The following is a 13,660-nucleotide window of genomic DNA, read 5'->3' as shown; positions in this document are numbered from 1 at the left end:
GGGGAACCCGCGCTGGCACGGCTGGCGCGGGTTTTTCTTTTGCCTCTGATTCCCGAACTTTCAACTTTAAAGTGACTTTCACTTTAGGCTGACTTCCAACGTAGCGAGCTTGACCGTGAACGACGCAACCACTGGCTTGGAAACTCTCGAAAACGCCCTGATGGCCGACATCGCGTCAGCCGCCAACGAACAGGCGATCGAGGCCTTGCGCGTCGCTGCGCTTGGCAAGAAGGGATCGATCTCCGAACTGCTGAAAACATTGGGCGCGATGAGCGCCGAGGAACGGCAGGTGAAGGGCCCCGCCATCAACGGCCTCAAGAACCGCGTCACCGAGGCGCTGACGGCCCGAAAGGCCGAGCTGAAGGACGTCGCTATCGCCGCCCGTCTGGCTGCCGAGAAGGTCGACGTCACCTTGCCCGTTCGCCAGTCGCCGGCCGAGCGCGGCCGCATCCATCCGATCAGCCAGGTCATCGACGAGATCGCCGCGATCTTCGGCGACCTCGGCTTCGCCATCGCCGAAGGTCCCGATATCGAGACCGACTATTACAATTTCACCGCGCTGAACTTCCCCGAGGGACACCCGGCGCGCGAGATGCACGACACCTTCTTCTTCCAGCCGGACGAGAAGGGCGGGCGCAAGCTTTTGCGCACGCACACCTCGCCGGTGCAGATCCGCACCATGGAGACGCAGAAGCCGCCGATCCGAATCGTCATCCCCGGCAAGACCTACCGGCAGGATTCCGATGCCACCCACTCGCCGATGTTCCATCAGGTCGAGGGACTGGTGATCGACAAGACGGCCAATGTCGCCAACATGAAGTGGGTGCTGGAGGAGTTCTGCAAGGCCTTCTTCGAAGTGCCGTCGGTCAAGATGCGCTTCCGCCCGTCCTTCTTCCCGTTCACCGAGCCGAGCCTCGAGGTCGACATCCAGTGCGACCGCTCCAGGCCCGGCGAAGTGCGCTTCGGCGAAGGCTCCGACTGGATGGAGATCCTCGGCTGCGGCATGGTGCATCCCAACGTGCTGAGGGCCGGCGGTCTCGATCCCGACGAATACCAGGGCTTTGCCTGGGGCATGGGCATCGACCGCATCGCCATGCTGAAATACGGCATGCCGGACCTGCGCGCCTTCTTCGACGCCGATGTGCGCTGGCTGTCGCATTACGGCTTCCGGCCGCTCGACATGCCGACGCTGTTCGGGGGCCTGAGCGCATGACAGGCGCCCACGCCGGGGGCTGCCGCTGCGGCGCCGTGCGGTTCGAAGCCTCGGCCGAGCCGCACCACGTCAGCTATTGCCATTGCGGCGATTGCCGGCGGGCCAGCGGCGCGCCGGTATCGGCCTTTGTCGGCTTCCTGATGGATCAGGTGGCTTTTACGGGCAAGGCGCTGAAGATGCATGAGAACGGGCCGGTGACGCGCTCGTTCTGCGGCGTTTGCGGCTCGCCCATCGCCTATGTCGACGAGCGGCTGGAGGACGACATCTACTTCATGCTCGGCGCCATGGACACGCCCCGCGATTTCAAGCCGACGCAGCATGCCTATGTGAGCGAGCAGCTTCCCTTCCTGCATATCTCCGACGACTTGCCGAGATATCTGAAAACAAGCGTCAAAAGACCAGACGGAACACAGTCATGAAATTCACCCTCTCCTGGCTCAAGGACCACCTCGAGACCGACGCCTCGCTCAACGAGATCGTCGAGCGGCTGACGTCGATCGGCCTCGAGGTCGAGCATGTCGACGACAAGTCGAGCCTGAAGCCCTTCGTGATCGCCAGGGTGCTGACGGCCGTGCAGCACCCTGACGCGGATCGCTTGCGCGTGCTGACGGTGGACACCGGCAACGGCAAGCCACCCGTGCAGGTCGTCTGCGGCGCGCCGAATGCCCGTGCCGGGCTGATCGGCGCCTTTGCCGCGCCCGGCGCCTATGTTCCCGGCATCGATGTGACGCTGGCCGTCGGCAAGATTCGTGGCGTCGAAAGCCATGGCATGATGTGTTCGGAGCGCGAGCTCGAACTGTCCGACGAGCACAATGGCATCATCGACCTGCCTGACGATGCGCCCGTCGGCACCAGCTTCGCCGCCTATGCCCATCTCGACGATCCGATGATCGAGATCAACCTGACGCCGAACCGTCCGGATGCGACGAGCGTGTACGGCATCGCCCGCGATCTGGCGGCGAGCGGGCTTGGCACGCTGAAAACCTCGGCGGTGGAAGCGATCCCCGGCCAGGGCGAGACGCCGGTGAAGGTGACCATCGAAGCGCCGGAACTCTGCCCCGGCTTTGCCCTGCGGCTCGTGCGCGGCGTCAAGAACGGCCCGTCGCCGAAATGGCTGCAGCAGCGGCTGATCGCCATTGGGCTCAGGCCGATCAGCGCGCTGGTCGATATCACCAACTACGTGACCTTCGACCGTGGCCGTCCATTGCACGTGTTCGACGCGAAGAAGGTCGCCGGCAATCTGGCCGTGCGCCGCGCGCGCGACGGCGAGAAGGTGCTGGCGCTCGACGGCCGCGAATACACGCTGACGCCGGACATGTGCGTCATCGCCGATGACAACGGCGTCGAGTCGATCGCCGGCATCATGGGCGGCGAGCATTCGGGCTGCGACGAGAACACCACCGACGTGCTGATCGAATCCGCGCTTTGGGACCCGATCACCACCGCGCGCACCGGCCGCACGCTCGGCATCATCACCGATGCGCGCTACCGCTTCGAACGCGGCGTCGACCCGGAATTCATGGTTCCGGGCGTCGAACTGGCGACGAAACTGGTGCTTGATCTCTGCGGCGGCACGCCGGCCGAGACCGAAGTCGTCGGCTATGCCGGTCACAAGCCCAAGGCCGTTTCCTTCCCATTGTCGGATATCAGGCGCCTGACCGGGATCGAGGTCCCGAAGGCTGAGAGCCTGGGCATTCTTTCGCGCCTCGGTTTCACGCCGGATGGATCGGGTGACGTCGTCAACGTCACCGTGCCCTCCTGGCGGCCGGATGTCGACGGCAAGGCCGATCTGGTCGAGGAAGTCATGCGCATCCATGGCGTGGACAACATCGCGCCGCAGCCGCTCGGCGCCCATGACGCGGTCAACGGCAAGATCCTGACGACGCTGCAGATCCGAACACGGGCGGCCAAGCGCGCGCTAGCGGTGCGCGGCATGATGGAAGCCGTCACCTGGTCGTTCATTCCGGCAAAGCATGCCGAACTGTTCGGCGGTGGCCAGGCGGCGCTGAAGCTCGCAAACCCGATCGCCGCCGACATGTCCGATATGCGGCCGTCGCTGCTTCCCGGCCTGATGGCCGCCGCCCAGCGCAACGCCGACAAGGGCATTGGCGATGTGGCGCTGTTCGAAGTGTCGGGCACCTATGAGGGCGACGGCCCCGACCAGCAGCGGCGCGTTGCCGCCGGCGTTCGCCGCGGCACCGCGAAGCTCGACGGCTCCGGCCGCAATTGGGCCGGCAATTCAGGCCCGGTCGGCGTGTTCGACGCCAAGGCCGATGCGATCGCCGCGCTCGAAGCCTGCGGCGCGCCGGTCGACCGGCTGCAGATCGAGGCAGGCGGCCCGGCCTGGTACCATCCCGGCCGTTCGGGCACGATCAAGCTCGGGCCGAAAACCGTGCTCGGCACATTCGGCGAATTCCATCCCAGGACGCTTGAGGGCCTCGACGTCTCGGGCCCGCTTTGTGGCTTCGAGGTCTTTGTCGACGCCGTGCCTGAGTCGAAGGCCAAGCCGACGAAAACCAAGCCGAAGCTCGAACTGTCAGCCTTCCAGGCGGTGAAGCGCGATTTCGCCTTCGTCGTCGACAAGACGGTCGAAGCCGGCACGTTGGTCCGAGCCGCCCTAGCCGCCGACAAGAAACTGGTCACCGGCGTCGCGGTCTTCGATATCTTCGAAGGCGCTTCGCTCGGCGAAGGCAAGAAGTCGATCGCCATCGAAGTCTCGATCCAGCCGGTCGACAAGACGTTGACCGACGAGGATTTCGAGGCATTGGCCAAGCGCGTCGTCGAGAATGTCGGCAAGCAGACGGGTGGTGTCCTGCGAGGCTGAAGCAATTCCAGGAAAAGTGCGTAGCGGTTTTCCGTCCGGAATTGCGCGGAACCAAGGCTTGCGAGCAGGTGGCGAATCGCCCTCCAAGGGGTGATGGACCATCTGCGTTACTCCGGCCTCCCTTTCGAAGCTCAGCGCGCGGCGTTCCTGAAGATCGTCGCGGCCGATCCCCTGATCGCCGAGACGCTGTCACGGGTGCGGGCACTTGACCTGCCTCACTGGCTGATCGTCTCCGGCGCGCTCTACAACAGCATCTGGAACCACCTGACCGGAAAGCCATCCGGCTACGGCATCAAGGATGTCGATTTGTTCTATTTCGATGAAAGCGACCTGTCCTACGAGGCCGAGGATGCAGTGATCCGAACTGCGGCGAAGCATTTCGAGGGACTGCCCCTGCCGGTCGAAGTCCGCAATCAGGCGCGCGTGCATCTCTGGTACGAGGCGCGCTTTGGCGATGCCTATCCCCTGTTGTCTTCGTCGGCAGAAGCGCTGTCCTTCTTCGCGTCGAAAACCCATGCGGTCGGCGTCCGCTTCGACGAGGCCGGGCAACTCGATCTGGTCGCGCCGTTTGGCCTGGACGACATCTTCTCGTTTCGTATCACACCGAATCGGGCCCTGGACAACCGCAAGACACATGAGGCGAAGGGTGCCCGGGCACGAGAAAACTGGCCGGAGATTTCCGTCCTGCCCTGGTGAACCCGACACCGACGAAAAAGGGGCACCGAAGCGCCCCTTTCGTTTCGTTCATCAGGCTGCCGATCACCGATTCACCAACGCCAGCGCCTCCTCGGTGTAGCGTTTGCCGGAGACCTTTTCCGGCGACAGCGCGTTGCCGATTTCAGCCACTTCGGCATCGCTCAATTCGATCTTCGCGGCCGCCGCGTTCTGCTCCAGATGGCGTATTTTTCGCGCGCCGGGGATCGGCACGATGAAGTCGCCCTGATGCAGAACCCAGGCCAGCGCCAGTTGCGCCGAGGTCACGCCCTTGTCGGCCGCCATCTTTTCCAGCGTGGCGATGACAGCCGCGTTGGCGGCCATTGCAGCGGCCTGGAATCGCGGCAGGGTGAGCCGCCAATCGTTGGCGCCGAGCGCCTCTGGCTTGTTGATCGTTCCGGTCAGCAGGCCCCGGCCGAGCGGGCTGTAGGGGACAAAGCCGATGCCGAGTTCACGGCAGACGGCGAACACCTCGTCTTCCGGGTCGCGGCTCCACAGCGAATACTCGCTCTGCACGGCTGAGATCGGATGCACCGCATGGGCCCGGCGGATCGTTGCCGCACTGGCCTCGGACAAGCCAAGCGTCCGCACCTTGCCTTCGCGCACCAGTTCGGCCATGGCGCCGACCGTATCCTCGATCGGCACGCTGGGGTCGACGCGGTGCTGGTAGTAGAGGTCGATGACGTCGGTGCCCAGGCGCTTCAGCGAAGCTTCGGCGACCGCCCTGACATGCTCCGGGCGGCTGTCGACGCCGGCCATGCGCTCGGTGCCGGTGCCTTCCTCCAGAATCTTGAAGCCAAACTTGGTCGCGATCGTAACGCGATCGCGTACCGGTTTCAGCGCCTTGCCGAGCAGGATCTCGTTCTCGTAGGGGCCGTAGACTTCAGCCGTGTCGAAGAAGTTGACGCCGATATCCACGGCGCGGTGTAACGTGGCGATCGCGTCGGCCTCCGCCTGGCCGCCATAGGCGAAGCTCATGCCCATGCAGCCAAGGCCGATGGGATAGACATTCAATTCATTTCCAAGCTTGCGGGTTTGCATCACCGATCTCCTTGTTGTGATGCAAGGCAGATAGCGCGTGGCTTTGCGTTCGATAATCGGCTTCCGCAAGCACGGGCTGTTCTATAAAACAGATCAATGAATCGAGCACATCTTTCACAACTTGCCGTTCTGGCAACCGTCGCGCAATGCGGCAGTTTTCGCGGAGCGGCCAGGGAACTGGCCATAGCGCCGTCGGCCGTCAGCCATGCTGTGTCCAGCCTCGAGGCGCGGCTTGGCGTCCGCCTCCTGTCGCGCAGCACACGCAGCGTCGCGCCGACTGAAGAAGGCGCACAGTTGCTGGAGCGTCTGCGGCCTGCCCTGTCGGAGATTGACCTTGCGCTGGAGACGGCGATCGAGGCGCGCGACCGGCCGGCCGGTAATCTCCGGCTCACCGTACCGCGCACCGCCGCGCAACTGACGCTGGCGCCACGGCTCGGGGCGTTTGCGCGGGCCTTTCCCGATATCGTGCTTGAAATCGTCGTCGAGGACCGCTTCACCGACGTGGTCGAAGGCGGTTTCGATGCCGGCGTGCGGCTTGGCGAAAGTCTGCAGCGAGACATGATCGCGGTGCGGATCGGTCCGGCGATCCGTGGCGCCGTCGTCGCGGCGCCTTCCTATTTCGAGACGATGCCGCGCCCGCTCCACCCGCGCGATCTGGCATCGCATCGCTGCGTCCGCTTTCGCTTTTCCAGCGGCGTGCTTTACCGCTGGGAATTCGAAAAGGACGGCGAGGAACTGGAGATCAACGTCGAAGGCCCGCTGATTGTCGGCGAGGATCGCCTCAATGTCGAAGCGGCGATCGACGGCGCCGGGATTGCGTTTGTGTTCGAAGGCTATGTCGGTGACGCCATCGCCGACGGCAGGCTGGTGCGCGTGCTGGAGGACTGGTGCCCGCCATTTGACGGGTTCTTCGTCTACTATCCAAGCCGCCGCCAGATGCGGCCGGCGCTGCGCGCCTTCGTCGATTTCTTCAAGGTGAATGGCTGACCGGACGAAAGCCGGCCCCGCATTCGTTCACCTCCCATGCAGGCATCGGTCACAAACAGCACGAGCCGCTATGGCTGGGGCACGATCCTCCTCCACTGGCTGATCGCGCTGATCTTCATCGGCCAGTTCGGGCTCGGCTTCATCATGGTGAGGCTGACCAGCCAGCGCGCCGCCTTCGAACTGATCCAGTTGCATAAATCCTTCGGCTTTCTACTGCTTGGCCTCGTGATCCTGCGCATCGCCTGGCGCCTCGGCAATTCCGCGCCGGCGCTGCCGGCTTCGGTCGGTGGGCTGGAGCGCCGGACGGCGCCGCTCGCTCACCTCGCTCTCTACGCGTTTCAAATCGCCTTGCCTCTGTCAGGCTGGGCGCTGGTCTCGGTGTCGACGCTGGATATCCCCAGCATGCCGTTCGACCTGTTCGTCATGCCGAATCTGCCGATCGGCGAATCGGACGCGGCTGAAAGCTTCTGGACCTCGGCGCATTGGTACCTTGCCTATGCCGGTATCGGTTTGGTGGTGCTGCATGTCGCTGCGGCGCTGCGCCATCATTTCCAGCTTGGGGATTCCGTGCTGACGCGCATGATCACGCCTTCGTCAGATCGTGACAGGGAATACAGGGAATAGAGCGGACGGTTCATTCGTTCATGGGACGAGGGCGCGGGAAATGCGCTGCCTCCAACAAGGAACAACCCCATGTATGCGCGCATCCTCGGATTTGCGGCGATCGCCGCTTGCCTTGCCATGCCTGTTTCAGCGGCCGTCGCGCTTGGCGACGCCGCCGGCAGCTACACGATCAGCCCGTCCAGCTCCAGCATCCGTTTCACCATCGGCAAGGCCGGCGGCGGCGGCTTCAGCGGCGCCTTTGCCCGCTTCAACGGCTCGATCCGCATAGACAACAGCGATGTCGGGCGCTCGCAGGTCAATTTCACCATCTACCCTGAAAGCGTCGGTACCGGACAGGGCCGGATCGATGCCTTCCTGCGCTCCGATGCCGTGTTCGACGCCGCCAACAGCCCGGAGATCCAGTTCCGTTCGACCAGCGTGCAGCGCACCAGCGACACCTCGGCGCTTGTAACCGGTCGGCTGACGGCGCGCGGCAAGACGTTTCCGGAAAAATTCACGGCGGAACTCGGCGGCCTCAAGGGCGGCACGATCAAATTCCATGTCACCGGCAAGGTGCTGAGGTCGCGCTACGGCATGGATGTAGGCACGCCGCTCTATTCCAACATTGTCGATTTCGACATGACGCTGACGGGGAAGAGGGGCTAGCCATTGTAGAACCTGGGTTCCTTCCCCGCTTCGTGAGGCGAGGAACGGCACCCGCATTGGCTTTTCTCCCGATTTCGGGCAAACCTCGTCGCCTGTAATCGACATGGAGAAGCGTGATGTTCCGATGGGGTGTGTTGTCGACGGCCAAGATCGGCCGCGAGCATTTGTTGCCGGCAATGGTCGAGGCCGAGAATGGCGTGCTGTCGGCGATCGCCAGCCGCGACCTGTCGAAAGCCAAGGCTCTGGCCGAACGGTTCGGCGCCCGCCATGCCTTCGGCTCCTATGAGGAACTGCTGGCGTCCAGCGAAGTCGACGGCGTCTACATCCCCTTGCCGACATCGCAGCATGTTGAATGGACGGCGAAGGCCATCGAAGCGGGAAAACACGTGCTGGTCGAAAAGCCGCTGGCGCTCGACGCCAAGGACATCCTGCCGCTGATCAAGCTGCGCGACCAGAAGAAGGTGCTGGTCTGCGAAGCCTTCATGGTCATCTACCACCCGCAATGGATCAAGGTGCGCGACCTCATCGCCAGCGGCGCCATCGGTCGGCTGCGCCATGTGCAGGGCGCCTTCTCCTACTACAATGTCGACCCCAACAACATGCGCAACCAGCTTGATCTCGGCGGCGGCGCGTTGCCCGACATTGGGGTCTACCCGACCGTGTCGACGCGGTTCTCCACCGGCAAGGAGCCGCTGCGCGTCCAGGCGACGATCGAGCGCGACAAGACCTTCGGCACCGACATCTATTCATCGATCCGCGCCGATTTCGGCGACTTCGAACTGTCTTTCTACCTGTCGACGCAGATGGCGGCGCGGCAGGTGATGGTGTTCCACGGCGAGAAGGGCTTCATCGAGGTCTTTTCCCCGTTCAACGCCGGGCTCTACGACCATCACCGCGTCGAATTGCACAATCAGAACCACACCGAGGCGCAGGTGTTCCGGTTCCCGGGCACGCAGCAATACCGGCTGGAGGTCGAGACTTTTGCCAGGGCCGCACAGGGCGGCAAGGAGCGTGTCTTCACGCTGGAAGAATCCGTGCTCAACCAGAAGGTCATCGACGCCATCTTCCGTGCCGGCGGCAAGGACGGCTGGGAGGAAATCTAGTAGTTAGCCGGATAATCGGGCGGAGAAAAAATGGCTGACGTTGCGGATGCGATCATTGTCGGCGCCGGCCTCGCCGGGCTGGTCGCCGCCGCCGAGCTGGCCGAGGCTGGCAAGAAGGTCATCATCGTCGACCAGGAGCCGGAGCAGTCGCTCGGCGGCCAGGCGTTCTGGTCGTTCGGCGGTCTCTTCCTCGTCGATTCGCCCGAGCAGCGGCGCATGCGCATCCGCGATTCGCATGATCTGGCGCTCGAGGACTGGATGGGCACCGCGGCCTTCGACCGCCCGGAGGACTTCTGGCCGCGCAAATGGGCCGAGGCCTATGTCGGCTTTGCCGCCGGTGAAAAGCGCTCCTGGCTGACGCAACGCGGCATGAAGTTCTTTCCCGTGGTCGGCTGGGCCGAGCGCGGCGGCGGCAATGCCGTTGGGCGCGGCAATTCGGTGCCGCGCTTCCACGTCACCTGGGGCACCGGCCCCGGTGTGCTCGAACCTTTTGTCCTGCGCGTGCGCGAGGCGCAAAAGCGTGGATTGATAGACTTCAGGTTCCGTCACCGGGTCAATGAACTGACGCGGAGTGGCGCTGTTGTAACCGGCGTGCGCGGCGACATCCTGCAGCCGAGCGCCGTTGAGAGTGGCCGCAAGAGTTCGCGCGAGATTGCCGGCGATTTCGAGCTTCATGCGCAAGCGGTCATCGTCGCGTCCGGCGGCATCGGCGCCAACCACGAGCTTGTCCGGCAGAACTGGCCGCAACGGCTGGGAGCCGCGCCAAGACGGATGATCACCGGCGTTCCCGACCATGTCGACGGACACATGCTGGCAATCACGGAGCAGGCGGGTGGTTCGATCATCAACCGCGACCGCATGTGGCACTATGTCGAGGGGATAAAGAACTGGGCGCCGATATGGAGCGGCCACGGCATCCGTATCCTGCCTGGCCCTTCATCGCTGTGGATCGACGCGCGCGGCAAACGGCTGCCGGTACCGCTCTATCCCGGCTTCGACACGCTGGGCACGCTCAGCCATATCATGAGCACAGGCTTCGACTATTCCTGGTTCATCCTGACAAGGAAGATCATCCAGAAGGAGTTCGCCCTGTCGGGCTCCGAGCAGAATCCCGACCTCACCGGCAAGAGCTGGCGGCAGGTAATCGGCCGCGCCACCTCGGGCATTCCCGGCCCGGTGAAGGCGTTCATGGAGAAGGGCGAGGATTTCATCATCGAAGCCCAACTGCCGGCGCTGGTCGCCCGCATGAACGCGCTCGCCGGCGGCGAACCTTTGCTCGATCCCAGGCAGGTCGAGCGTGAAATCCGGGCGCGCGACAGACAGCTCGACAACCCGTTCTCGAAGGATATGCAGATCACCGCGCTGCGCGGCGCCCGCGCCTATCTCGGCGACCGGCTGATCCGCACGGCCAAGCCGCACAAGATGCTCGATCCGGCAAATGGCCCGCTGATCGCGGTCCGCCTCAACATCCTGACCCGCAAGACGCTGGGCGGCCTTTGGACCGATCTCGACAGCCGCGTACTGGGTGCCGACGGCCAGCCGGTCGAAGGTCTCTATGCCGTCGGTGAGGTCGCCGGCTTCGGCGGCGGCGGCATGCATGGCTACGCGGCGCTCGAAGGCACGTTTCTCGGTGGCTGCATCTTTTCCGGCCGTATTGCTGGCCGCGCGGCGGCACGTTCGGTGGCCTGAGACGAGGCACCAACGGCGCATTTCAGCCTGGGCTACCTATGCGACCGGGCGATAAACATATGACTTTTTTATATTTTTCAGTTTTGAGCCGCCTCGAATACAAATGCGGATGCTTTTATCTTTCGAAACGTAGCCGCCCTTGGCCGCTGCAGGAAGTCGCCACCTCGTGGCGGCAACCAGGAAAGAAGGAAGACTCCGATGTTTCTCTCCGACGGGCTCTATCTGCCCACCCATCGTCCGCTGCCGGTATCGCAGGTCGAGCAGGCCCGGCTGCTGGCGGCCAACAACAATCGCCGGCCGGCCAGCTCGATCGGCCCGTTTACAACCACATGGTGGCTGCTGGTCGCCGGCGCTTTGTTGGCCGCCGCGGCACTCGCCGCCCTTGTTTCCTGATCGCAAGGCAGGAGATTACGATGCCAAGCTCCCATATTTCGGTCGACGCAAACGCCCTTCACCGGTTCGTGGTTGGACGCGACGGTGAGGGTCACTGGATCGCCCGCGACGAAGAAGGCGTGACTGGCGGCGTTTTTGCCGACAGGAGTTCCGCCGTGCGTTTCGCCTCGATGGAAAGCGGCCACCGGGCGGGCGCGATTAGCTTCGCGCCGGCAAGCGTCCGGCTCTCATTGTTCAACTGACCGGTTCACGCCCGTTTCAGCGTTCTTCGGAACGGCCTGACCATGGACATTCCCAACGCTCCTGATCTGCCTAACGCTCCTGATCTGCCCGCTTCTGATCTGGAAGTGCTGCTCGACCGCGTGACCCATGTCGGCAAGCTGGCCGGGCACCTGCTGTGGCAGGCGGCGCGCGATCTGGCGCTCGACAAATCGTCTCGACCGGGCCGGCGGTTTGCCGGTCTGGTCGAGGCGGGTGCGATGCTCGACGCCACGCTCTTGCTGGTCATGCAGTCAGAACCGAAGCGATCGGTGACGGACATCCATTTGGCCGGCAATGCCTGGGCATGCAGCATCCAGGTCACTGGGGCGTGTACGTTGGCCAAGACCAGGAAGTTCAAGGCGGAACATGTGGATCTGCCCGCAGCGATGCTGGCGGCGCTGCTGACTTCGCACCTGGAAAGGCCACGCGAAGCGCAGCCCAGCAGATCCATTTCACAAGAAATACCAAGGAGAATTTGAACCTCATGACACCTGATCAATTACGCGCGCGCCTGAACGGTGCGATGACCGCGCTGGTGACGCCGTTCATCGATGGCGAAGTCGATCTGAAGCAACTGGCCACGCTTTTGCGTTGGCAGATCGAACAGGGGATCAACGGGCTGGTTCCGTGCGGCACCACGGGCGAGGCGCCAACCTTGTCCTGGGAGGAGCGCCTCGACATCATCGCGCTCTGCGTCAAGATTGCCGCCGGCAGGGTTCCGATCATCGTCGGCACCGGCACGAACAACACCGAGACGACCATCGCCTTTTCGACGGCCGCCGAAGCCTTTGGCGCCGACGCCGCCCTTATCGTGACGCCCTATTACAACAAGCCCAGCCAGGAAGGCATTTTTCGCCACTTCGAGGCTGTTGCCCGCAAGGTCAGGATCCCGATCATCGTCTACAATGTGCCGGCGCGAACCGGCGTCGATCTGTCGCCGGAGACAATCGAGCGCCTTGCACAGATTCCGACCATAGTCGGCATCAAGGATGCCACCGGCGATCTGGACCGCCTGTCCTCGCTTCCCGCCTTTCTCAGGCGACGCCTGATCTGCTTGTCCGGTCACGACGCGACATCGTTCGGCTTCAACACGATGGGCGGGCGCGGGACCATTTCGGTGGTTTCCAACGTTGCACCGCGGCTTTGCGTCGAGATGCATGATGCCTGCAGGCAGGGCGACCATCACACTGCCAGGGCGATTCACCATCGCCTGCGGCCGCTGGTTGCCGCGCTTGAACTGGAGAGCAATCCCGTCCCCGTAAAATACGCGCTACATCTTGCGATGGGATTGAGTCCCCACGTCCGTCTGCCTTTGACGTCCGTCCGCCCCGAAACAGCTGCCGCGATCCGGGAGGCGATGCTGGCGCTAAACGACGAGGGCGCATCCGGCTTTGCGGAAGCTGGCCGGTCAGCGGCCCCGAATCAGACGTGGTGATTTTGAGCGAGGGCTCCGCGCTTTCTCTTCGAGCGCGTACACCAGTCCAGGCTGGACGATCCATTCGCCGGTGCGGAGCGCCTCGACATCGAAGCGTCCGCTGGGGTCGCGCGGCGCGACGCCGACAAAATGGTATCGCAGTCCGCTCGCATCGACGACCGTATCAGCGATCGGGTGGTCGGCGAGCCGTCCGATGACCGCTCCCCGTTCCCTGAGGTTTGCCAAGACGAAATACTCTGTCGGCACCCTGTGGCGGACTCCGGTCAGCCAGACTGAATGTGATTTCATGCTCGTTTGAAGCCAGTTGTTGGTCCGGCCGCCAATCAAGCTGCGGCCCGCAACCAATTAGTCGCGGGCCGCATAGGAATTCGAGAGGAGCTTTTGGCCTGATTTATAAAGGCCGCATATGTCTGGCGAAGCCTTCCGTCAGGGCTCCTGCCGACGTGGACGGCGCGGCTCGACGCAGTCGGGCGAAGGCGTCGTCGCCGAGCCTCCAAGGCAGTCCGGTCCGCCTGGTTGAATGTCCGGTCGGGGCGCACAGTCAACAGCTGGCCCTCTCACGCAATCGGGGCGCCCTGGGCGCTCTGGCCGGTCCGGTCTATTGGGTCTGTCGGGGCGATCGGGCCTCTCCGGCCGCTCCGGCCTGTCAGGGCGCCATGGCCCGTCCGGCCGCCAGGGTCGATCGGGCCTGTGGTCACGGTCCCGCCAATGATGGTCGCGCCAGGGCCGGT

Annotated in this window: 15 protein-coding genes; 13 read left to right on the top strand and 2 right to left on the bottom strand. The window is 63.9% G+C overall.

Going from position 1 to position 13,660, the window contains the following annotated elements; translation table 11 throughout:
• Positions 1–160 precede the first annotated feature (160 nt).
• The 4 genes from pheS (at position 161) to ACO07C_RS15300 (ending at position 4,733) form a co-directional block, all read left to right on the top strand.
• Complete coding sequence (gene pheS, locus ACO07C_RS15315) at positions 161–1,213, top strand: phenylalanine--tRNA ligase subunit alpha (protein ID WP_421917537.1); 1,053 nt, start codon at positions 161–163, stop codon at positions 1,211–1,213.
• Positions 1,210–1,632: a GFA family protein gene (locus ACO07C_RS15310; protein ID WP_421915002.1), complete on the top strand. Its 423-nt coding sequence runs from the start codon at positions 1,210–1,212 to the stop codon at positions 1,630–1,632. The genes pheS and ACO07C_RS15310 overlap by 4 nt, the downstream gene beginning before the upstream one ends.
• On the top strand, positions 1,629–4,037 hold the full coding sequence (gene pheT, locus ACO07C_RS15305) for a phenylalanine--tRNA ligase subunit beta (protein ID WP_421915001.1): 2,409 nt from the start codon (positions 1,629–1,631) through the stop codon (positions 4,035–4,037). Before ACO07C_RS15310 ends, pheT begins: the two co-directional genes overlap by 4 nt.
• A 93-nt stretch (positions 4,038–4,130) precedes the next feature.
• Complete coding sequence (locus ACO07C_RS15300) at positions 4,131–4,733, top strand: nucleotidyltransferase family protein (protein ID WP_421915000.1); 603 nt, start codon at positions 4,131–4,133, stop codon at positions 4,731–4,733.
• A 63-nt stretch (positions 4,734–4,796) separates the two neighbouring features.
• Here ACO07C_RS15300 and ACO07C_RS15295 read toward each other — a convergent pair whose 3' ends face one another.
• On the bottom strand, positions 4,797–5,792 hold the full coding sequence (locus tag ACO07C_RS15295) for an aldo/keto reductase (protein WP_421914999.1): 996 nt from the start codon (positions 5,790–5,792) through the stop codon (positions 4,797–4,799).
• A gap of 96 nt (positions 5,793–5,888) precedes the next feature.
• On the opposite strand from ACO07C_RS15295, the gene ACO07C_RS15290 reads away from it, so the two are divergent.
• The 9 genes from ACO07C_RS15290 (at position 5,889) to dapA (ending at position 12,929) form a co-directional block, all read left to right on the top strand.
• A complete protein-coding gene (locus tag ACO07C_RS15290; protein ID WP_421914998.1) occupies positions 5,889–6,779 on the top strand; it encodes a LysR family transcriptional regulator in 891 nt (296 codons plus the stop codon).
• A 36-nt stretch (positions 6,780–6,815) separates the two neighbouring features.
• On the top strand, positions 6,816–7,403 hold the full coding sequence (locus ACO07C_RS15285) for a cytochrome b (protein ID WP_421914997.1): 588 nt from the start codon (positions 6,816–6,818) through the stop codon (positions 7,401–7,403).
• 69 nt (positions 7,404–7,472) lie between these two features.
• Positions 7,473–8,048, top strand: coding sequence for a YceI family protein (locus tag ACO07C_RS15280; protein WP_421914996.1), 576 nt, complete (start codon positions 7,473–7,475; stop codon positions 8,046–8,048).
• A 116-nt stretch (positions 8,049–8,164) separates the two neighbouring features.
• Positions 8,165–9,151, top strand: a complete 987-nt coding sequence (locus ACO07C_RS15275; RefSeq protein ID WP_421914995.1) for a Gfo/Idh/MocA family protein — start codon at positions 8,165–8,167, stop codon at positions 9,149–9,151.
• A 30-nt stretch (positions 9,152–9,181) separates the two neighbouring features.
• Positions 9,182–10,840 (top strand): FAD-binding dehydrogenase, encoded by a 1,659-nt coding sequence (locus ACO07C_RS15270; RefSeq protein WP_421914994.1) that lies wholly within the window; start codon positions 9,182–9,184, stop codon positions 10,838–10,840.
• A gap of 198 nt (positions 10,841–11,038) precedes the next feature.
• Positions 11,039–11,233 (top strand): hypothetical protein, encoded by a 195-nt coding sequence (locus tag ACO07C_RS15265; protein ID WP_421914993.1) that lies wholly within the window; start codon positions 11,039–11,041, stop codon positions 11,231–11,233.
• Between the two features lie 20 nt (positions 11,234–11,253).
• Positions 11,254–11,475: a hypothetical protein gene (locus ACO07C_RS15260; protein ID WP_421914992.1), complete on the top strand. Its 222-nt coding sequence runs from the start codon at positions 11,254–11,256 to the stop codon at positions 11,473–11,475.
• Between the two features lie 42 nt (positions 11,476–11,517).
• The gene (locus ACO07C_RS15255) at positions 11,518–11,973 is read left to right on the top strand and encodes a hypothetical protein (protein ID WP_421914991.1); all 456 of its coding nucleotides are present in this window, start codon (positions 11,518–11,520) and stop codon (positions 11,971–11,973) included.
• A gap of 5 nt (positions 11,974–11,978) precedes the next feature.
• Positions 11,979–12,929 carry a 4-hydroxy-tetrahydrodipicolinate synthase gene (gene dapA / locus ACO07C_RS15250; RefSeq protein ID WP_421914990.1) on the top strand — a complete coding sequence of 317 codons (951 nt, stop codon included), beginning with the start codon at positions 11,979–11,981 and terminating at the stop codon, positions 12,927–12,929.
• Here the strand turns inward: dapA and ACO07C_RS15245 are convergent.
• Positions 12,903–13,217 (bottom strand): hypothetical protein, encoded by a 315-nt coding sequence (locus tag ACO07C_RS15245; protein WP_421914989.1) that lies wholly within the window; start codon positions 13,215–13,217, stop codon positions 12,903–12,905. The genes dapA and ACO07C_RS15245 overlap by 27 nt on opposite strands.
• Positions 13,218–13,660 lie beyond the last annotated feature (443 nt).

This window comes from Mesorhizobium sp. (genome assembly GCF_965229135.1).
In the GTDB taxonomy this organism is placed as follows: domain Bacteria; phylum Pseudomonadota; class Alphaproteobacteria; order Rhizobiales; family Rhizobiaceae; genus Mesorhizobium.
Note: the sequence above shows the minus strand (reverse complement) of the source record. Positions and strands in the feature narration are given on the sequence as shown.

Bases quoted from the DNA above. Each gene is read 5' to 3' on its own strand.
- pheS (WP_421917537.1), top strand. From the start codon at position 161: ATGGCCGACATCGCGTCAGCCGCCAACGAACAGGCGATCGAGGCCTTG.
- ACO07C_RS15310 (WP_421915002.1), top strand. From the start codon at position 1,210: ATGACAGGCGCCCACGCCGGGGGCTGCCGCTGCGGCGCCGTGCGGTTC.
- pheT (WP_421915001.1), top strand. From the start codon at position 1,629: ATGAAATTCACCCTCTCCTGGCTCAAGGACCACCTCGAGACCGACGCC.
- ACO07C_RS15300 (WP_421915000.1), top strand. From the start codon at position 4,131: ATGGACCATCTGCGTTACTCCGGCCTCCCTTTCGAAGCTCAGCGCGCG.
- ACO07C_RS15295 (WP_421914999.1), bottom strand. From the start codon at position 5,792: ATGCAAACCCGCAAGCTTGGAAATGAATTGAATGTCTATCCCATCGGC.
- ACO07C_RS15290 (WP_421914998.1), top strand. From the start codon at position 5,889: ATGAATCGAGCACATCTTTCACAACTTGCCGTTCTGGCAACCGTCGCG.
- ACO07C_RS15285 (WP_421914997.1), top strand. From the start codon at position 6,816: ATGCAGGCATCGGTCACAAACAGCACGAGCCGCTATGGCTGGGGCACG.
- ACO07C_RS15280 (WP_421914996.1), top strand. From the start codon at position 7,473: ATGTATGCGCGCATCCTCGGATTTGCGGCGATCGCCGCTTGCCTTGCC.
- ACO07C_RS15275 (WP_421914995.1), top strand. From the start codon at position 8,165: ATGTTCCGATGGGGTGTGTTGTCGACGGCCAAGATCGGCCGCGAGCAT.
- ACO07C_RS15270 (WP_421914994.1), top strand. From the start codon at position 9,182: ATGGCTGACGTTGCGGATGCGATCATTGTCGGCGCCGGCCTCGCCGGG.
- ACO07C_RS15265 (WP_421914993.1), top strand. From the start codon at position 11,039: ATGTTTCTCTCCGACGGGCTCTATCTGCCCACCCATCGTCCGCTGCCG.
- ACO07C_RS15260 (WP_421914992.1), top strand. From the start codon at position 11,254: ATGCCAAGCTCCCATATTTCGGTCGACGCAAACGCCCTTCACCGGTTC.
- ACO07C_RS15255 (WP_421914991.1), top strand. From the start codon at position 11,518: ATGGACATTCCCAACGCTCCTGATCTGCCTAACGCTCCTGATCTGCCC.
- dapA (WP_421914990.1), top strand. From the start codon at position 11,979: ATGACACCTGATCAATTACGCGCGCGCCTGAACGGTGCGATGACCGCG.
- ACO07C_RS15245 (WP_421914989.1), bottom strand. From the start codon at position 13,217: ATGAAATCACATTCAGTCTGGCTGACCGGAGTCCGCCACAGGGTGCCG.